Raw genomic sequence first — 19552 nt, forward strand, 5'->3', positions numbered from 1 at the left:
ACGGAGCGGCCGCGTTCGGCGGGGCCGTCACCAGGGTGGCCGGGGGGCGGGTGGCCGCGGGCCCCGGGGACAGGGGATGATGGAGGCTTGGCGTTCGGGCCCGGCGTCGGGCCGACGCGCCGTCACCTCGACCGGCCAGCACCACATGGGGGAACGTTCCGAATGACCCAGGCGCAGGGTTCCACCGGCCGCCTCCTGGCCGGACGCTACCGGTTGGACGCGGTGCTCGGGCGCGGCGGTATGGGCACCGTCTGGCGCGCCGAGGACGAGATGCTGGGCCGGATCGTCGCGGTCAAGGAACTGCGGATGAACGGCAGCGTCGACGAGGACGAGAAGCACCGGCTGATCGTCCGTACGCTGCGCGAGGCCAAGGCGACGGCGAGGATCCGTCACGGCTCGGCGGTCACCGTCTTCGACGTGGTCGAGGAGGACGACCGGCCGTGGATCGTCATGGAGCTGGTCGAGTCCCGCTCGCTGGCGGACGTGATCAAGGAGGACGGGCCGCTGGCGCCCGCCCGGGCCGCCGAGATCGCGCTCGACGTGCTGGGCGTGCTGGTCGCCGCGCACGCGCTCGGCATCCTGCACCGCGACGTGAAGCCGTCCAACGTGCTGATCGGCGAGGACGGCCGGGTGGTGCTCACCGACTTCGGCATCGCCAGCGTGGAGGGCGACGCCTCGGTGACCTCCACCGGGATGCTGGTCGGCGCGCCCTCGTACATATCCCCCGAGCGGGCCCGCGGGCAGAAGCCCGGCCCGCCGGCCGACCTCTGGTCGCTGGGCGGCACGCTGTACGCGATGGTCGAGGGCCGGCCGCCGTACGACCGGGGCTCGGCGCTGGCCACCCTGACGGCGGTGATGACCGAGGAGCTCAGCACGCCGCTGAACGCCGGGCCGCTCAAGCCGGTGATCGAGGGACTGCTGGAGAAGGACCCGGGCGAGCGGCTGGACGCCTCGCAGACCCGGTCGATGCTGAAGCGGGTGGTGGCCGACGCCACCGCACGGGCGGAGTCGACCACCGAGCACGCGATGCCGGTGAAGCCGTCGGCGGGGGAGAGCAAGGGCGCGGCGAAGGCCAAGAGCGAAGCGGCCGTGGCCCCGGCCGCGGAGAAGCAGGCCGCGCAGACGCCGGCCGCCGGGAAGCCGGCCGGGAAGCGTCCGGTCGGCGGGCTGCTCGGCACCGTCCGGGTCGGGAGTCGGGCCAAGGACGCCGCGGTCACCGGGGAGACCGGGGCCGCCAAGGGCGCCGAGGCGGCGGAGAAGCCCGCCACCGCCGGGGCCGGCGCGCCGGCCACCGACCCGATCAAGCCGGTCACCAGCGAGTGGACCCTGGGCGCGACCCAGGCGGCCGGTGCCGACCCGCGCACGGGACGGCGGCGCCTCGCCGTGGTCACCGCGGTGCTGGTCCTGGTGCTGATCGCCGGGGTGGTCGCGGTGATCCAGGCCGTCGGCGGCTCCGACCACCTGCCGGCCAAGGGCGCGGGCAGCACCGCCCCGGTGGCGGCCACCACCTCCCCGGAGGGGGAGGGCACGGCGGCCACGGTCCCGGCGGGCGGCCCGGCGAGCCCGGCGGCGACCGGCGCCCCGGCGACCGGAACCCCGGCGACCGCGCCCACCGGCGCGGCGACCCCGGCACCGACCGCCGCAGCGCCGAGCACCCCGGCAGCCGCCCCGCCGGCTCCAGTCACGCCCGCTCCCGGCACGCCGGCGGGCCCGGCCGTGCCCGCCGGCTTCCACGAGTACAAGGACCCGGCCGGCTTCTCGGTCGTGCTGCCGGACTGGCTCCAGCCGGCCGGCTCGGAGGCGACCCGCCGCACCTTCAAGGGCAACGGCAGCACCCTGAAGATCGAATGGACCACCAGCCCCGGTGCGAGTGCCGTGGCCGACTGGCAGGAGTCCGAGCCCGGGCTGCGCGCCCAGGTCTCCAACTACCAGCGCGTGCAGCTGCAGGCCGTCGCCTACCGCGAGTGGACCAACGCCGCCGACTGGGAGTGGATCAGCGGCAACCCCCGGACGCATTCGCTCAACCGGGGCTTCGTCACCGGCACGCCCGCCAAGTACGGCTACGCGATCTACTGGATCACCCCCGACGCGGACTGGAGCGCCCCGGCGAACGCCCAGGCCCGCCAGACCGCCTTCGACTCCTTCCAGCCCGCGCCGTAGGAGGGCCCGCCGGGGCCTCCCGGCGGGCTCAGCCGATCAGGCGCTGCTTGGCGCGGCTGAACTCCTCGTCGGTGAGCGCCCCGGCGGTGCGCAGGGCGGCGAGGCGTTCCAGCTGGTCCAGCAGCTCGGTGCCGGAGGAGGCGGGCGCGGCGCCCGGCCCGGCCGGCGCCTTCTGTGCGGCGGTCCGGGCCAGCCGGGCGGCGGCCCGGATCTGCTCGGCGAACACCTCGCCCTTCACCACGTCCTCGAACCGGTGCGAGCCGGTGAGGGCGACCACCAGCAGCACCTCGCCGTTGATCCGGGACTTGGCGACGGTCGCGTCGGTGACCGCGGAAAGCGGAACCGGGACAGGCGGTTTTCCGTCCTTCAGGAACAGCAGCCGGTGCGTGGTGAGGACCAGGACACCCTTGCGGAAATGGTCGGGATGGCGCCCCGCCGTGGACGCGACCGGCCTCTCCTCGGGGGTCACGTTCGCCTCGACGGTGCGCAGGGCCTGCGCCCGGGTGTCACTGTTGCTGTTGCCGGCCACGTCGAAGGCCGCCTCGATCAGATCGGTCCAGTCCATGGGACCGAGCGTAATGCGCACGCCCTAGGCTGGGGCGCGAGCGAGAGGAACACGCATGCGAGCGGGTCCGGGTCAGGTGCTGGCAGGGCGTTACCGGCTGACGGACCGTCCGGAGGCGCTGCGCGCCTCCGCCGTGGACGAGGTGACCGGGGGTGCGGTCCTGCTGCGCGGCCTGGAGCTGCCGGCGTTGCTGACGAGCGGTCACGATCCGGACGAGCCGGTCCCCGAGCAGGGCGAGCGGCTGGTCCGCCGGGTGGCGGCGGCCGGGTCGGCGGCGCCTTCGCACCCCAGGCTGTTGCAGGGGGCGGGGGCCTTCGTCGAGGGCGATCTGCTCTGGACGGTCGAGGAACGGCCGGCCGGGGTGCCGCTGGCCGAGCTGGTCGCGGCCGGGCCGGTCCCGCCGTACCGGGCGGCCGAGTTGGCGGCCGACCTGGCCGGTGCGCTGCGGGCACTGCACGAGGACGGGCTCGCGCACGGCAATCTGACCACCGCGTCGGTGCTGGTCTGCGAGGACGGTGCGGCGCTGCTGGGCGGACTGCTGCCGGGGGTGGCCGAGGAGGCGCTGGCCGAGGAGCTGGGCGGGCCCGGCGGGCGCCGCCGGTACGACGTGCGGGCCACCCTGGTCGGTCCGGTGGCGGAGCGCTGGCCGCTGGACGGCGGCCCGGCGGGGGACTGCTGGGCGCTGGGCGTGCTGGTGCAGCGGCTGGTGACCGGCCGCTCGCCGTTCCCGGACCACGGTGTGCCGGAGCTGGTCACGGCGGTGCGGGACGGCCGGCGGGAGCCGTCGGTGGTGTGCGGGCCGCTGGCGCCGCTGGTCGAGCGGCTGCTCCAGCCCGACCCCGCGCTGCGGCCTACCGCGGAGGCCGTCCAGCGGGAGCTGGCAGGCCTCCTGGCGGGCGCGCCGGAGCCGGCCGACGAGGAGCGGTCGGCGCGGGCGCTGGAGTTGCGGCCGGAGGGGCCGCTGGTGCCGCTGACGCCGCGTCGGCGCGGCCGGGGCGGGCCGGCCCCGGAGCCGGTCGCGGCGGACGCGGGGCCGGAGCCGGTCCGGCGTCCGTTGATGCCGCCGGCGCTGCTCGGACCGGTGCTGGTGGGCGGGGTCTTCCTGCTGTTGGTGCTCGGGGTGGTCGCCGTCGTGGTGTTCGCGGGCTGACGTTCGCGGGTTGATGGTGGCGGTGCCGGTGCCCGCGGGCTGACGTTCGCAGGCTGATGGTGGCGGCCCCGGTGTTCGCGGGCTGATGTTCGCAGGCTGACGGTGCCTGTCGGGGCCGTCCCGCCGGCCGGACGGGCGGGGGAGATTACCGGGGTGCGGGCGGGGCGCCTAATGTGTGCGTGGGATCTGTTCGAGAAATGGTCTGCACCGGCCCTCCGTCGAGGTGACGGCAGGTGGATGAGGGGGAGCGGTCGCCGATGAGCGTGCAGGACCGGCCGGAGGCGGCCGAGGCGGAGCGGCTGCTGGCCGGACGCTACGAGCTGGGCGACCGGCTGGGCCGCGGCGGCATGGGCACGGTCTGGCGGGCCTGGGACCGGATGCTGGACCGCGAGGTCGCCGTCAAGGAGCTGACCGTCAGCCACCTCCCGGAGGAGGAGCTGCAGATCCTGCACGCCCGGATGAAGCGGGAGGCCAGTGCGGCCGCCCGGATCAAGCACCCCGGCGTGATCACCGTGCACGACGTGCTGGAGCAGGACGGCCGGCCGTGGATCGTGATGGAGCTGGTCGACGGCCGCTCGCTGGCCGACGTGATCAGCCAGGACGGAACGCTGCAGCCGCGGGCCGCCGCCGAGGTCGGCAGCCAGGTGCTGGCAGCGCTGCACCGGGGCCACCAGCTGGGTGTGCTGCACCGGGACGTGAAGCCGGCCAACGTGCTGCTGGAGCGCGGCACCGGGCGGGTGGTCCTGCTCGACTTCGGCATCGCCACGTACGAGGGCTCGGCCGAGCTGACCCGGCCCGGTGACCTGGTCGGCTCGCCGGACTACCTGGCGCCCGAGCGCGCCCAGGGAGACCGCCCGGGCCCGGCCTCCGACCTCTGGGGCCTCGGGGCGACGCTGTACGCGGCGGTGGAGGGCCAGTCGCCGTTCCGCCGGACGTCGCCGCTGACCACGCTGGCCGCGGTGGTCGGAGATCCGCTGCCGGAGCCGCGCCGGGCGGGGGCGCTGGGGCCGGTGCTGGCCGCGCTGATGGCCAAGGACCCGGCCGAGCGGCCGACCGCGGACGAGGCGGCCCGGATGCTGGCCGAGGTGCAGGCCGGGCACACCATGGGCTTCAAGCCGGTCGCGCCGGTGAAGACGCCGACCCAGTCGGTGCCGGTAGTGGACCGGACCGAGGCGCCGTCCGGGCCGGGGCCGGACTCCGAGCCGGAGACGACGCCCGGGCCGGTCGCACCGCCGGCGACGCCGGCTGCCACCGCGGCGGACGCCGGAGCCCTCGCCGTGGGCGCCGGAGCCGCCGTGGGTCCGCCCGCCGGGCGGCCCGCGCTGGTGGTGCACCCCGTCGCGCCCGCGCGCGGGCCGGCCGGACGCCGCAACGTGCTGCGGATCGCCGCGATCGGGCTGGGCGTCGCCGTGCTGGCCGCGGGGGCGACCTTCCTGGTGACCCGGCACTCCGGCACCCCGGTCGCCGACCCCACCCCGACCGCCACCGGCGGGCCGCAGCCCACCGCGTCCGGCGACGCGGACCCCGCGCCCACCGGCTACCGCTGGGTGGACGACCCGGCGGGCTTCCGCTTCCCGCTGCCGGTGGCCACCCCGGCCTGGCAGCGCAGCACCGACACCGCCAACCAGATCTTCTACAGCCCGGACAACAAGACGCACTACCTCCAGTTCGCCGTCACCGTCGGCCAGTCGGTCAAGCCGCTGGACCACATGCGGCAGATGGAGACCACCGTCTCCAAGCTGAAGGAGTACCGCCAGCACAAGCTGACCAGCGTCCTGGTGAACGGCCACGACGCCGCGGTCTGGGAGTTCAGCTACGCGGCCAAGGAGGGGGGACGGCGGCGGGCGATCGAGGCGGAGTTCATCGACGACGACGGGACCGGCTACGCCATCTACCTGTCCTGCCCGGAGACGGACAAGGACTGGCCGGAGGGGGAGCAGCGGTTCAACGCGGTGCTCGGCCACTTCACCCCGACCCGCTGAGCCGCCGAGAAGCGCCGACCCGCTGACCCGGAGAAGCGCGGAGCCGCCGAGCCGTCACGAAGCGCCGAGCCGGTGACCGGCCGAGCCGGTGACCCGCCGGCCGGGTGGGCCGCTCGGAGTTTCTTGTTACCCACGGGTACCGAACCGGCCGCCGAACGCCTAGGCTGCGCCGTATGACGGACCTCACAGCAGATGCCTCGGCCCTCCGGCAGCCCGGTGCAGGCGCGGCGGACCGCAACCCCGCCGCCCCCGGAGGCGGCCGCACGGTCGCCGCGGCCGTTCCGTCGTCGCTGGTCACCCGCCTGGCCGGCGGGATCACCGCGACCGGCGAGCCCAGCCTGGTGGAGACCGTCGCCCCGCTGACCGGCGAGCGGCTGGCCGGCCTGCCGCAGTCCACCCCGGCCGACGTCGAGGTCGCCTTCGAGCTGGCCCGTCGTGCCCAGCCGGCCTGGGCCGCGCTGCCGGTGCGCCGTCGCGCCGCCGTCCTGCTGCGCTTCCACGACCTGCTGCTGAAGCGCCAGGACGAGGTGCTCGACCTGATCCAGGCCGAGACCGGCAAGGCCCGGCTGCACGCCTTCGAGGAGGTGCTGGCCGTCGCCATGGCCGCCCGGCACTACGGGCGCGCCGCGCACGGCTACCTGCGCGACAAGCGGCGCGGCGGCGCGCTGCCGCTGCTCACCCAGGCGATCGAGGCCCGCCGCCCCAAGGGCGTGGTCGGGCACATCTCGCCGTGGAACTACCCGCTGGAGCTGTGCATCGGCGACGCGCTGCCCGCCTTCGTGGCCGGCAACGCGGTGGTCAACAAGCCGGACACGCAGACCGCGCTGACCGCGCTCTGGGCCCGCGAGCTGCTGATCGAGGCCGGGCTGCCGGCCGACCTCTGGCAGGTTGTGATCGGCGACGGCCCGGTGATCGGCCCGGCCGTGGTCGAGCACGCCGACTACGTCTCGTTCACCGGCTCCACCCGCACCGGCCGCGAGGTCGCCCAGCGCGCCGCCGCCCGGCTGGTCGGCGTCTCGCTCGAACTCGGCGGCAAGAACGCCATGCTGGTGCTGGCCGACGCCGACCTCGACCGGGCCGCCGAGGGTGCCGTCCGGGCCTGCTTCTCCTCGGCCGGCCAGCTCTGCATCTCGATCGAACGGCTGCTGGTGCACCGCTCGGTGGCGGACGAGTTCCTGGCGAAGTTCGCCGAGCGGACCCGCGCCCTGCGCCTCGGCGGCGGCCTCGCGTACGGCGCGGACATGGGCTCGCTGGTCTCCGTCCGGCAGCTGGACACCACCACCCGCCACGTGGACGAGGCGGTCAAGGCCGGTGCCACCGTGGTCACCGGCGGCCGGTCCCGGCCGGATCTCGGCCCGTTCTTCTACGAGCCGACCATCCTGGACGGCGTCACCCCGGAGATGGCGGTCTGCAGCGAGGAGACCTTCGGCCCGGTGGTCTCGGTCTACCGCTTCGACACCGAGGACGCGGCGGTGGCCGCCGCCAACTCCACCCCGTACGGGCTCAACTCCAGCGTCTGGACGAAGGACCTGCGGCGCGGCCGGGCGGTCGCGGCCCGGCTGCGCACCGGCACGGTCAACGTCAACGAGGCCTACGCGGCAGCGTACGGCTCGGTCGGCGCGCCGATGGGCGGCATGGGCGAGTCCGGGCTCGGCCGGCGGCACGGCGCCGAGGGCATCCTGCGGTTCACCGAGGCGCAGACCGTCGCCAGCCAGCGGCTGATGCCGCTCGCGCCCTCGTTCGGGCTGGACGACAAGCAGTTCGCCGCGGTGTTCACCGGCGGCCTGCGGGTGCTGAAGGCGCTGCGCCTCAAGTAGCCGACGGCCCACGGCAGTCCGTCCCGACGTCAGTTCTTTTCCCGAAGGAGCAGTGGCACATGGTGGGGTCCCGCGATGAGGCGGAGTTCGACTACGACGTGGTCGTGATCGGCTCGGGCTTCGGTGGGTCGGTCTCCGCGCTGCGGCTGACCGAGAAGGGCTACCGGGTCGCCGTCCTGGAGGCCGGGCGGCGCTTCGAGCGCGACGAACTGCCCAAGAACTCCTGGGACCTGGCCAAGTACCTGTGGGCGCCCAGGCTCGGCCTGTACGGCATCCAGCGGATCCACCTGCTGGCCAATGTGCTGATCCTGGCGGGCGCCGGCGTCGGCGGCGGCTCGCTGAACTACGCCAACACCCTCTACGTGCCGCCGAAGCCGTTCTTCGAGGACCGCCAGTGGGCCCACATCACCGACTGGCAGGAGGAGTTGGCGCCGTTCTACGACCAGGCGCAGCGGATGCTGGGCGTCCGGCTCAACCCGACCATGACCCCGTCCGACGTCCATCTGCGGGCGGCGGCCGAAAAGATGGGCGTCGGGGACACCTTCCACATGGCGCCGGTCGGGGTCTTCTTCGGTGACGGCAAGGACGCCGGGGGCGCGGCCGAGGCGGCGCCCGGCGACGAGATCCCGGACCCGTACTTCGGCGGCGCCGGCCCCGCGCGGCGGGCCTGCGTGGAGTGCGGCGAGTGCATGACCGGCTGCCGGCACGGCGCCAAGAACATGCTCACCGAGAACTACCTCCACCTGGCCGAGCGCGGCGGCGCCGAGATCCACCCGCTCACCACGGTGGCCCGGATCCGCGAGCACACCGGCGCCGACGGCACGCAGGGCTTCAAGGTGGACGTCCGCCGGACCGACGCCCGCTCCACCACCGACCCGGTGAAGGCGGGGGCGCGGACCATCACCGCCGCCCGGGTGGTGGTCGCGGCCGGCACCTACGGCACCCAGTCGCTGCTGCACCGGATGCGCGACGGCGGCCACCTGCCCCGGATCTCCGGCCGGCTCGGCGAGCTGACCCGGACCAACTCCGAGGCGCTGGTCGGCGCGCAGACCACCGACCGTCGGTACGGTGCCCGGACGGACTTCACCAAGGGCGTCGCGATCACCTCCTCGATCCACCCGGACGCGAACACCCACATCGAGCCGGTGCGCTACGGCAAGGGCTCCAACGCGATGGGCGCGCTGTCGATCGCGCAGGTCAAGGGCGGCGGCAAGGGCCCGCGCTGGCTGCGTTACCTGGGCTCGTCGGTGCGGCACCCGGTGACCTTCGCCCGCTCGATGAACCAGCGCCGCTGGTCGGAGAAGACGATCATCGGCCTGGTGATGCAGTCGCTGGACAACTCGATCACCGTCTCGCTGAAGAAGAAGGGCCTCGGAAAGGGCCAGCTGACCTCCACCCAGGGGCACGGCGCACCCAACCCGACCTGGATCCCGGCCGCCGAGCAGGGCGCCCAGGCGCTGGCCGACGAGATCAACGGCTTCGCGGGCAGCACCGTCGGCGAGATCTTCGACATCCCGATGACCGCCCACTTCCTCGGCGGCTGCCCGATCGGCGACTCCGCCGAGACCGGCGTGGTCGACCCGTACCACCGGCTCTTCGGCCACCCCGGGATCAGCGTGGTGGACGGCTCGGCGGTCTCCGCCAACCTCGGGGTGAACCCGTCGCTGACGATCACCGCGCAGGCCGAGCGGGCCATGTCGATGTGGCCGAACAAGGGCGAGGACGACCGGCGCCCGGCCCCCGGCGAGGCGTACCGGCGGGTCGAGTCGGTGGCGCCGGTGCGCCCGGCGGTGCCGAAGGAGGCCTTCGGTGCGCTGCGCCTGCCGCTGCTGGCCGTCCCCGAGGTGCCGAAGAAGCTTGGCACGCAAGCTCCCTGACGCTTCGCCGGGGCCGGGCCGCGACGCGCCGGAGCCGGTTGACAGCCGTCCGCGCACGATGGGATAAACGGGCTCCCTGGGGGGACCAGGGGCTTGTTCTCACGGGGGGATCACGGTCCATGGCCATCTGCGCATCGTGCGGCGCGGCTTCGGCGGAAGGGGCGCTCGGCTGCGCGTCCTGCGGGCGGCCGCTGGCGCCGCCCCCGCCAGCCGCGACACCGCTCACCCCGCCCGTGCTGCCCCCGCCGCCACCGTCCGCGCCGGGGTACCCGACGGCCGCGGCGCCCGGCCGGCCCGGGTACGCGCCGCCCACCGTCCCTCCGACGGTGGGCAGTTGGGGCACCGGCCGGCCGTACGACGCGGCCGCCGCGCAGCCCGCCGCGCTGCGGTGGCTCACCGGCGAGGACTGGCGGCCGGCGGTGAAGGCGGTGATCGCGCCGACCGCGGTGCTGCTGTTGGCGGCGCTGATCGCCGCGATCCCGGGCGACTACAACGTCGGCTACCTCTACGACTCGCCCGACTTCGGCGACCGCTTCGGCACCGCCCTGGCCATGGCCCTGGCCGCTCTCGGCGCACCCTTCAAGCTCGGCCTCAGCGGCCGGCTGTTCCGGGGGGAGAGCGGCCCGTCGCTCCTGGTGCGGACGGTGCCGATGACGGTCACCGCGCTCTGGCTGTTCGCGCTCTGGCTCGGTCTGCGGGCCGGCGTGCGCCTGCGCCAGGCCCGCACCGGTGCGCAGCAGACCCGGGCGCAGGCGGCCGGCGAGGCGGTCCGCACCGCCCTGGTGGTGGCCGCGGCGACCCTGCTGGTGGGCCTGGTCGGCGGCGCCGTCTGGTCCCCGTCGAACGGCCGGGGGGCGAGCTTCAGCGACTACTACGGGGCTGTGGAGTACCGGTCCGACTCCGGCTGGCTGGAGGCGGTCGGCTGGAGCGCGCTGCTGGCCGGGCTGCTCGCCTTCACCGTGTACGGGACGGACGCGCTGCGCTGGGCGGCCTGGCGCAACCGCGCGGTGCGCGGGTGGGCGGTGGCCGGGCTGGCCGCGGGCCGGGCGGCGGCGGTGTCGGTCGGGCTCGGCGCGCTGGCCGGGTTCGTGCTGGTCGCCGTGCAGGACGAGGGGTGGGCGACCGGTGTCTCGGTGGCCTTCCTGCCGAACCTCGGCCTGAGCCTGCTCGGCCTGGGCTCGGGTGCGACCCTGCGGGCGGGCGACGGCAGCAGCCGCTACGGCGGCTACGACGGGGACGGCCCGGGCTACGGGTCGAGCGGCCCGCGCGACGAGTTCTCGCTCTTCGACCTGCACGGCGAGACCGCCGACTGGCGGTGGACCCTGCTGCTCGCCCTGGCCGCGACGGCATACCTCGGCTGGACGGCCCACCGCCGCCGGCTCGACGCGGCCGACCGGATCCGGCTTGCCGTGGTGTACGCGACCGGGCTGACCCTGCTCATGGCGGTGGCCGGCTTCGTGGCGACGTCGGGCAGCGGGTCCTCGGGCGGGCGGACGGGCGCCGACCGCGAGTTCTCGGTCGGTCTGCTCTTCGGCTCCCAGCTGGCGGCCAACGTGATCTGGGCAGCGGTCGGCGCGCTGGCCGTGCCGCCGCTGCTGGCGGCCGTCCGCGGCGGTTCGGCCGGTGGCCCCCTCGGAGCGGTGCCGCCGCAGGGCGGCCCGTACGAGGGTGCGGCGTACGCGGGAGCGGTGCCCGGGGAGACGGCACACGCGGACGCCGCGCCCGCGGGCGTGGTGCACGAGGGCGGGCCGCTGGTGCCGGGTCAGGTGGCGGGCGTGAGCGAGGTGATCGGCTCGCACGACCAGCAGCCGCCGGCCCCCGGCGCCGCCGCCCCCGGGGACGGCGGGGATGCCGCCGACGCGAGCGTCTGGCGCAAGGAGCCGTAGCGAGCCGGGGGGGCGTGCGCCTCGGCGGCCCGCGCCCCTCGCGTCGTCCCGGCGCCCGCCCGCCGCAGCGGTCACCCCGCCGCGCGGCCCCGGACAAGGCCCGGACAAGGCCCCCGACGGGGCCCGGACGAGGAGGCCGGACCAGGACCCGACCGGCCCGGAGAAGGGCAAAGGGCCCCGCGGGGGAACGGGGCCCTTTGTCGTTCAGCACGCGGCGTCAGGGCTGCGCCGGTGCTGGGGTGACGGCGCCGGGGGAGGAGCGCCGTCCTGTCGGTTGGCTTCTGGGACCGCGCCGTCGCAGCACCGGCGTGGGTGTGCCGGTCGCGCGGGGCGCGCACGCTCGCGGTGCGGCTGGTCCGGCGCGCATGGCTGCGCCGGGCCTTCGCTCACGGAGCGTGAGGTGACAATCGTTGCCACCAAGGGTCTCGGCGGCACCGGGCCGGGCCTCCGCAGTGGGCCTTCAGCCACCGGGAGAACCTCTTCCAAGCAGCATCGTGCTGGACGAAGGGCTTGCTCTGCAACCGATTCGGCATGATTCGGCACAGTCCATTTTCGGCCGGACCGGCCAGGGGAGGTCTGCCAGGGGCCGCCCGGCGGCCCTCGGGGAGGTCCGGGAAGGCCACGTCGATGATCACGGTGCGTAGTGGTGTCGGCCGGAGCGCACGGGGACGCGCGTAGCGGCGCGGGACGGTGAACGGTGTGCGCCTGGGTTGCGCCGGGGTGCGGCGGCCGGCCTCCGGGCGTCCCCGGAGGCCAGCCACCCCACCTCGTTGGTCCAGTCGCGGCCGGGGTCGCTGTCCCCTGCTGGCCGGCCGCTGCACCCGCGCACGGTCCCACGGCGCACCGCTCCCGGCGGGGCCGGGACAGCGGTGGCGCCACGCGCGCCGGTGGACTGGGATGAGCTCCACGCGTGGTCCTGCAAGCCCGTACGGCGGCGCCCCTGGCCGGGGCGGAGGCGGCGCACCTGGCGGGCGCGGCGCGGTCGTACGGTCGTCAGAAGCAACGAACCGGCGGCCGGGGCGGTCACGGTCTCCTGGACGTGCAGACGAGTGAAACCGGCCCGCCCGGTAGACTCGACCACAGACCCCCGCTCGTCGCCCGCCGCCGCCCTTCGACGGAAGCGCTGCGCGCGACACCTTTCGTACCGCTGCCGGAAGGCCGTCCGTGTCCTCTGCTATTCCCGTCCAGTCCGTACCTGAGACCGACACCGTCCTGGTGGTCGACTTCGGTGCCCAGTACGCCCAGCTCATCGCCCGCCGGGTGCGTGAGGCCCGGGTCTACAGCGAGATCGTGCCGAGCAGCATGCCGGTCGCCGAGATGCTCGCCAAGAACCCGAAGGCGATCATCCTCTCCGGCGGTCCCTCGTCGGTCTACGAGGAGGGCGCACCGCAGCTCGACCGCGCGATCTTCGAGGCCGGGGTGCCGGTCTTCGGCATGTGCTACGGCTTCCAGCTGATGGCCAAGACGCTCGGCGGCACCGTCGACAACAGCGGCGCCCGTGAGTACGGCCGCACCCCGCTGACCGTCTCCCGCACCGGCTCCACCCTGTTCGAGGGCGTCCCGGCGCAGCACTCGGTCTGGATGTCGCACGGCGACGCCTGCTCGGCCGCCCCCGAGGGCTTCACCGTCACCGCCTCCACCGACGTGGTGCCGGTCGCGGCCTTCGAGAACGACGAGGCCCGGCTCTACGGCGTCCAGTACCACCCCGAGGTGCTGCACTCCGACCACGGCCAGCAGATCCTGGAGCACTTCCTCTACCGCGGCGCCGGCATCGCGCCGACCTGGACCACCGGCAACGTGGTGGACGAGCAGGTCGCGCTGATCCGCGCCCAGGTCGGGAACAAGCGGGCGATCTGCGGCCTCTCCGGCGGCGTGGACTCCGCGGTCGCGGCCGCCCTGGTCAACAAGGCCATCGGCGAGCAGCTGACCTGCGTCTACGTCGACCACGGCCTGATGCGCAAGGGCGAGACGGAGCAGGTCGAGAAGGACTTCGTCGCGGCCACCGGCGTGCAGCTGAAGGTCGTCGACGCGCAGGAGCGCTTCCTGAACGCGCTCGCCGGGGTCTCCGACCCCGAGGAGAAGCGCAAGATCATCGGCCGTGAGTTCATCCGGGTCTTCGAGCAGGCCCAGGCGGAGATCGTGGCCGAGGCCGGCGAGCACGGCGAGTCGGTGGAGTTCCTGGTCCAGGGCACCCTGTACCCGGACGTGGTGGAGTCCGGCGGCGGTACCGGCACCGCCAACATCAAGTCCCACCACAACGTCGGCGGCCTGCCCGAGGACCTCCAGTTCGCGCTGGTCGAGCCGCTGCGCAAGCTGTTCAAGGACGAGGTCCGGATGGTCGGCCAGGAGCTCGGCCTGCCGGAGGAGATCGTCCAGCGCCAGCCGTTCCCGGGCCCGGGCCTGGGTATCCGGATCGTCGGCGAGGTCACCAAGGAGCGCCTGGACCTGCTGCGCGAGGCCGACGCGATCGCCCGCGAGGAGCTGACCGCGGCCGGCCTGGACCGGAAGATCTGGCAGTGCCCGGTCGTGCTGCTCGCGGACGTCCGCAGCGTCGGCGTCCAGGGCGACGGCCGCACCTACGGCCACCCGATCGTGCTGCGCCCGGTCTCCTCCGAGGACGCCATGACGGCCGACTGGTCGCGCCTGCCGTACGACGTGCTGGCCAAGATCTCGACCCGGATCACCAACGAGGTCAAGGACGTCAACCGCGTGGTGCTGGACTGCACCAGCAAGCCGCCGGGCACCATCGAGTGGGAGTGATCACTCCCGCCGGCCGGCCCTGAGAAGGCCCCGGACCGGCATTGAACGGCCGCGCCGTCGTTCCCGTATACAAGGGAGCGGCGGCGCGGCCGTTCGCGGTGGACGGGGGCCCACCGGGTGGGATCTCCCACCGAAAGCGCTCACAAACGTGCAGAATGCGACCGGACCTGTCAGGCGGTTGGCGGGCCGTGAAGGAAGGTGTGAGGGATGACGGAGGCCAGCAGCCCCACGGTGGCCGGCGGCTCCGTGACGACCGGCGCGGGGGCGGCGGACGGCAGTACCGGGTGGGTGGCCGCGCGCAAGGCGGTGGCCTCGCGGTACGCGCTGCTGCCGCTTCGGATGTTCCTCGGCGTCACCTTCGTCTACGCGGCGCTCGACAAGCTCTCAGACACGCACTACCTGGCGGGCGCGGGCGACCCGGCCTCCTTCGTCTCGCAGACCCAGGCGGCGAAGGGCTCCAGCCCGATCTCCTTCCTGCTCGGCGCAGCCCTCGACGCCCCCACCCTGTTCGCGCTCGCCATCGCCTTCGGTGAACTTGCGGTCGGCCTCGGCACCCTGCTCGGTCTCTGGGGCCGGGTCGCGGCCCTCGGCGGCGCGCTGATCAACCTGAGCCTCTGGCTGACCGTCAGCTGGAACGTCTCGCCGTACTACCTCGGCAACGACCTCGCCTACCTGATGGCCTGGACCCCGCTGCTGCTGGCCGGCACCCCGTACCTCTCGCTGGACGGCTACCTGGCCGAGCGGGCCGCCCGGGACCGCGAGCGCGGGCTGGGCGAGGCGCACACCCGCCGGCGGGCGCTGGTGGACGGCGGGATCGCGGCCGTCGCGATCGGGGGCGCCGGCCTGCTCTCCGGCTCGCTGACCGCCACCTTCGGACGGGACAAGAAGGCGGTCGGGCCGTCCGCCGCCCCGGCCGGGAGGGCGCCCGCCGGGCCGCCCGTCTCGGTGGCCGCAGCGAGCGTCCCGGTCGGCGGCTCCGCCCAGGTCAAGGACCCGGCCACCGGCGACGCGGTCTACATCGTCCAGCCCAAGGCCGGCCAGTACTGCGCCTTCTCCGCGGTCTGCACGCACTCCGGCTGCTCGGTCGACGCACCGAAGAACGGTCAGCTGTACTGCCCCTGCCACGGCTCCCGGTTCGACGCGGCCACCGGCGCCGTGGTCAACGGCCCGGCCACCAAGCCGCTGCCCAAGTACGGCGTCACCAAGGACGGCGACAAGCTGAACCTCGGGCCGCTGCAGAGCTGACGCCGCGGCCTCAGTCCGGCGCGTCCGTCCGGCCGCGCCGGGCTGCCGCCGCGACCGCCCCGATCAGGCCCCCCAGGCCCAGCACGATGAAGGTCACCGGGATGACGATCCGGCCGTTCACCGAGATGTCGTTCACGGCCGCCACCAGGTAGAGCACCGCGATGACGGTGAACAACCCCCCGGCGATCAGCGAGAAGAGATCGAGCTGGTGCTTCCTCACGACTGGACCACCTTGATGTTGCCGAGCCCGACCATCAGCTTGAGGTCGAGCGTGCCCGTGGATGCCTGACCGTTCACCGGGGCCAGCCGGAACGTGCGGGAGCTGTTGCCGCTGACCTCGTCCTGCCCCGGCACGGCGGCGTTGCCGAGGCCGATCCTCGTCTCCAGGTCGACCGTCACGTTCGACGGCACCAGGACGGTCAGCTCGCCGGCGCCGAGCTCGACGGTGCTGTGCAGGGTGCTGCCGGCCGGGTCGATCCGGCTGAGGTCCAGTCGGGCGTTGCCGAGCCCGAGCGTGTACCGCGGCTGCAGCTCGCCGGCCGAGGCGGCACTCCAGTCGCGGTCGCCGAACGCGTTGTGCACCGAGATCGACGAGCCGTGGGTGAAGGCGAGCGCCAGGGTGAGCAGCAGGCCCGGCACGACGAGCCTGCGGGCCCGGCCGAACTTGGCGGCGACCAGCAGCGTCAGCCCGATGACCAGCAGGGCGGTCGCCAGCACGGTGCCGGTCAGCACGTCGGTGTCGCCGTGGGCGGAGGCCCCCCAGACCGCGCTGGCCGCGCCGACCGCCAGCAGCAGCCCGATCAGACCGAGCGGCGAGCGCTCGCGGTGGTGGCGCACCGCCACCGGTGGCCGGGCCCGGCGGGCCGGGCCGCCCTTGCGCAGCGGGTCCCCCTCCGGCAGGTCGGCGCGCTGCCACCAGGGCTGGGCCGGGCCGCCGGGCGGCGGGGCCGCGGCGCCGTGCGGGGCGGCGCCGGTGTCGCCGTACGGGTTGCGCTCGGGGTGGCGAGGGTCCCAGAGGTAGCCGCTCGGGCCCGCGTGCGGGGTGTCGGCCGGCACCGTGCCGGCCGCCCGCTCCCGGGCGTGCCGCTCGCGGGCCGACTCGTCGTCACCGGGCGGCGGCTGCTCGTCCGTCAGCGGCCAGGAGTAGGCGGTGGCCGGCCCGGACCCGGGGAAGTACCGGTCGTACGGGCCCTCGTGGCGGTTGCGGCCGCGCCGGCGCCCGCGCAGCCGGTTGTGGCGGCGCTCCGGGTCGTAGCGGACGGCCAGGAAGACCAGTCCGCCGAGCAGCAGCAGCGGGAACAGCTGGTCGCCGTCGCCCATCGAGGAGAAGAAGACGCCGGTGCCGATCACGGTCAGCAGCACCGCTCCGACCGACTGGCCGTCGACCCGGCCGGTGAGCACCCGCTGGAGCTCGGTCCGGCCCGACCGGCTGCCGCCCTTGCCGTCCGGGACGGGCTCGGTCGGGACGATCAGCCAGGCCAGCCCGTACAGGAAGAGGCCGAGTCCGCCGGAGAGGCAGAGCACCACCGTCACCACGCGGAAGACCACCGGGTCGATGTCCAGGTGCCGGCCCAGTCCGCCGCAGACGCCGGCGACCACGCGGTGGTGCTCGGTCCGGTTCAGCGGGGGTCGGTCCGGCTCGGGCGGGGCGCTCGGCCCGGCCTCCTGGGTGCGGTGGTCCTCGGTCATGCCCACCATCCTGGTGGCTCCGGCGCGCCCGCCCAACCGGTGCCGTCCCTGTCCGTACCCTGACTTGTCCCTGAGAACGGGTAGGGCTCCACCCTGATGCGTCCGGGCCCGCCCGCGTGGAACCATCGGTGGCGTGGCAGCCCCCGGTACCGATCCCCGTCCGCTCGTCCCCGACGCCCCGCCGTCGGCGGGCGCCGACCCGTCCGTCCCCGGCGACGGGCGGCCGCCGTACCGGCGGCTCTACCGGAGCCCGCAGGGCCGGATGCTCGGCGGTGTCGCGCACGGTCTCGCGGTGCACCTGGGCCTGCCGGTCGCCTGGGTCCGGGTCGCGTTCGTCCTGCTCTTCTTCGCGCAGGGGATCGGCGCGCTGCTGTACGCGGCGTTCTGGTTCGTGGTGCCGATCGGCATCGGCGAGCCCGCGCAGCGCGGCGGCGCGCACTGGGTATACGTCGACGGGGCCTTCGTGCCGGCCGGGTCCTGGCAGGCCTCCGGCGCGTCCGGCGCGGAGCTGAGCAAGGGCCGGCGCGGCCGGATCGGCCGGCTGCGGGAGCTGCTCCAGCACGCGCTGCAGGGCGAGCCCGCCGCGGAGCCCGGCGCGGTGCCGGGGATGGAGACGGCGCCGGTCCGGCCGGCCGCGAAGCGCCAGGGCGGCCTGGGGCAGCTCGCCGCGCTGGTCATGGTGGTGATCGGCCTGATCGCCCTGCTGAACGCGCTCGGCGTGCAGACCGCCCGGCCGTACACCTGGCCGCTGCTGGCGATCGGCGTCGGCGTCGCGCTGGTCTGGCGGCAGGCCGACGACTCGCGCTGGCAGCGCTGGTTCGGCCTGGAGGAGGGCGAGAAGCGGCGCGGCGCCTACACCAGGGTGGGTGGCGGCGTGCTGCTGGTGGTGGCCGGCACCATCGCCTTCCTCGCGATGCAGGGCAGCGGCTCCACGCTCGGCTCGGTGATCGAGGCCTCGCTCGCGGTGCTGGCCGGCGTGCTGGTGCTGGTCGGCCCCTACGCACTGCGGATGTGGCAGGACCTCGGCGCCGAGCGGACCGCCCGCATCCGCGCCCAGGAGCGCGCCGAGATCGCCGCCCACGTCCACGACTCGGTGCTGCACACGCTGACCCTGATCCAGCGCCGGGCCGAGGACCCGAAGGAGGTGCTGCGGCTCGCCCGTGCCCAGGAGCGCGAGCTGCGGCTCTGGCTGTACCGCCCGGAGGCCGCCGCCGAGGCCGCGCCGGACACCATGGCGGAGAGCCTGCGCGCGGTGGTCGCCGAGGTCGAGGACCGCCACGGGGTGCCGGTCGAGCTGGTGATCGTCGGCGACTGCCCGATGGACGAGCGGATCGCGGCCCAGATGCAGGCCGCGAGGGAGGCGACGGTCAACGCGGCCAAGTACGGTGGCGGGGGACCGGTCCAGGTCTACGCCGAGGTGGAGGGGAAGACGGTGATGGTGTTCGTCCGCGACCACGGCCCCGGCTTCGACCCCGACACGGTGCCGGAGGACCGGATGGGTGTCCGCGAGTCGATCCTCGGCCGGATGAAGCGCAACGGCGGCACCGCACGGGTGCGGCCCGCGCCGGACGGCGGGACCGAGGTCGAGCTGGAGATGGAGAGAACGAATGACTGAGGCAGCGCCGATGGGGGTCCCGGCCGACGGCGAGGGGAGGGTCGCGCGCGTCGTCCTGGTCGACGACCACCGGATGTTCCGTACCGGGGTCCGGGCCGAGATCGGGCGCACCGAGGTGACCGGGATCGACGTGGTCGGCGAGGCCGACGACGTGGAGTCGGCGGTCCGGGTGGTCGCCGAGACCAGGCCGGACGTGGTGCTGCTCGACGTCCACCTTCCCGGCGGCGGCGGGGTCGAGGTGCTGCGCCGCTCGGCCGGGCTGATGGGCGAGCAGTCGGGCGGGGCGGCGCGGAGCGGCTCGGACAAGGGCGGCGGCGGGCGGCGGGAGGGCGTGAGGTTCCTCGCGCTCTCCGTCTCCGACGCGGCCGAGGATGTGATCGGCGTGATCCGCGGCGGTGCCCGCGGCTACGTCACCAAGACCATCACCGGCACCGACCTGGTCGACGCGATCTTCCGGATCTCCGACGGCGACGCGGTGTTCTCGCCCCGGCTGGCCGGCTTCGTGCTGGACGCCTTCGCCGCCACCGACACCCCGCCGGTGGACGAGGACCTCGACCGGCTGACCCAGCGCGAGCGCGAGGTGCTGCGGCTGATCGCGCGCGGCTACGCGTACAAGGAGATCGCCAAGCAGCTCTTCATCTCGGTGAAGACGGTGGAGAGCCACGTCTCGGCGGTGCTGCGCAAGCTCCAGCTCAGCAACCGGCACGAGCTGACCCGCTGGGCCACCGCCCGCCGCCTGGTCTGACGCCCCGCGCACCCGCCCGCCCGGTCCGGATCCCTCCGGTCCGGGCGGGCTTGTCGGTGGG

The 19552-nt window shown here is 74.9% G+C and carries 13 protein-coding genes and 1 pseudogene; 11 read left to right on the top strand and 3 right to left on the bottom strand.

Going from position 1 to position 19552, the window contains the following annotated elements:
* Positions 1-162 precede the first annotated feature (162 nt).
* Positions 163-2160, top strand: a complete 1998-nt coding sequence (locus OG286_RS23985) for a serine/threonine-protein kinase (RefSeq protein ID WP_396321433.1) — start codon at positions 163-165, stop codon at positions 2158-2160.
* Positions 2161-2188: 28 nt separating this feature from the next.
* Here OG286_RS23985 and OG286_RS23990 read toward each other — a convergent pair whose 3' ends face one another.
* Entirely contained in the window at positions 2189-2725 is a 537-nt protein-coding gene (locus OG286_RS23990) for an SHOCT domain-containing protein (RefSeq protein WP_396321432.1), read from the bottom strand.
* Positions 2726-2780: 55 nt separating this feature from the next.
* Between OG286_RS23990 and OG286_RS23995 the strand changes: the two genes are divergently transcribed.
* The 8 genes and pseudogenes from OG286_RS23995 (at position 2781) to OG286_RS24030 (ending at position 15442) form a co-directional block, all read left to right on the top strand.
* Entirely contained in the window at positions 2781-3875 is a 1095-nt protein-coding gene (locus tag OG286_RS23995) for a protein kinase domain-containing protein (protein ID WP_396321431.1), read from the top strand.
* A gap of 257 nt (positions 3876-4132) precedes the next feature.
* Positions 4133-5857 carry a serine/threonine-protein kinase gene (locus OG286_RS24000; RefSeq protein WP_396321430.1) on the top strand — a complete coding sequence of 575 codons (1725 nt, stop codon included), beginning with the start codon at positions 4133-4135 and terminating at the stop codon, positions 5855-5857.
* Between the two features lie 173 nt (positions 5858-6030).
* Complete coding sequence (locus OG286_RS24005) at positions 6031-7674, top strand: succinic semialdehyde dehydrogenase (RefSeq protein WP_396321429.1); 1644 nt, start codon at positions 6031-6033, stop codon at positions 7672-7674.
* 59 nt (positions 7675-7733) lie between these two features.
* Entirely contained in the window at positions 7734-9551 is a 1818-nt protein-coding gene (locus tag OG286_RS24010; protein ID WP_405360121.1) for a GMC oxidoreductase, read from the top strand.
* 119 nt (positions 9552-9670) lie between these two features.
* Positions 9671-11437 (top strand): hypothetical protein, encoded by a 1767-nt coding sequence (locus OG286_RS24015; RefSeq protein ID WP_405360119.1) that lies wholly within the window; start codon positions 9671-9673, stop codon positions 11435-11437.
* A 1176-nt stretch (positions 11438-12613) separates the two neighbouring features.
* Entirely contained in the window at positions 12614-14197 is a 1584-nt protein-coding gene (gene guaA, locus OG286_RS24020; RefSeq protein ID WP_396321543.1) for a glutamine-hydrolyzing GMP synthase, read from the top strand.
* A gap of 207 nt (positions 14198-14404) precedes the next feature.
* Positions 14405-14956 (top strand): annotated as a pseudogene (locus tag OG286_RS24025) (DoxX family membrane protein); the annotation flags it as partial.
* A 186-nt stretch (positions 14957-15142) separates the two neighbouring features.
* Positions 15143-15442, top strand: a complete 300-nt coding sequence (locus OG286_RS24030) for a Rieske (2Fe-2S) protein (protein WP_405366079.1) — start codon at positions 15143-15145, stop codon at positions 15440-15442.
* Between the two features lie 10 nt (positions 15443-15452).
* Here OG286_RS24030 and OG286_RS24035 read toward each other — a convergent pair whose 3' ends face one another.
* Together OG286_RS24035 and OG286_RS24040 are read right to left on the bottom strand one after the other, a co-directional pair.
* Positions 15453-15662, bottom strand: a complete 210-nt coding sequence (locus tag OG286_RS24035; RefSeq protein ID WP_396321426.1) for a hypothetical protein — start codon at positions 15660-15662, stop codon at positions 15453-15455.
* Positions 15659-17131: a PspC domain-containing protein gene (locus OG286_RS24040; protein WP_396321425.1), complete on the bottom strand. Its 1473-nt coding sequence runs from the start codon at positions 17129-17131 to the stop codon at positions 15659-15661. Before OG286_RS24040 ends, OG286_RS24035 begins: the two co-directional genes overlap by 4 nt.
* A 133-nt stretch (positions 17132-17264) precedes the next feature.
* On the opposite strand from OG286_RS24040, the gene OG286_RS24045 reads away from it, so the two are divergent.
* Together OG286_RS24045 and OG286_RS24050 are read left to right on the top strand one after the other, a co-directional pair.
* Complete coding sequence (locus OG286_RS24045) at positions 17265-18746, top strand: PspC domain-containing protein (protein WP_396321424.1); 1482 nt, start codon at positions 17265-17267, stop codon at positions 18744-18746.
* Positions 18739-19491, top strand: a complete 753-nt coding sequence (locus OG286_RS24050; protein WP_405360116.1) for a LuxR C-terminal-related transcriptional regulator — start codon at positions 18739-18741, stop codon at positions 19489-19491. Before OG286_RS24045 ends, OG286_RS24050 begins: the two co-directional genes overlap by 8 nt.
* Positions 19492-19552: the final 61 nt, after the last annotated feature.

It is taken from the genome of Kitasatospora sp. NBC_00039, assembly GCF_045160625.1.
GTDB lineage: Bacteria > Actinomycetota > Actinomycetes > Streptomycetales > Streptomycetaceae > Kitasatospora.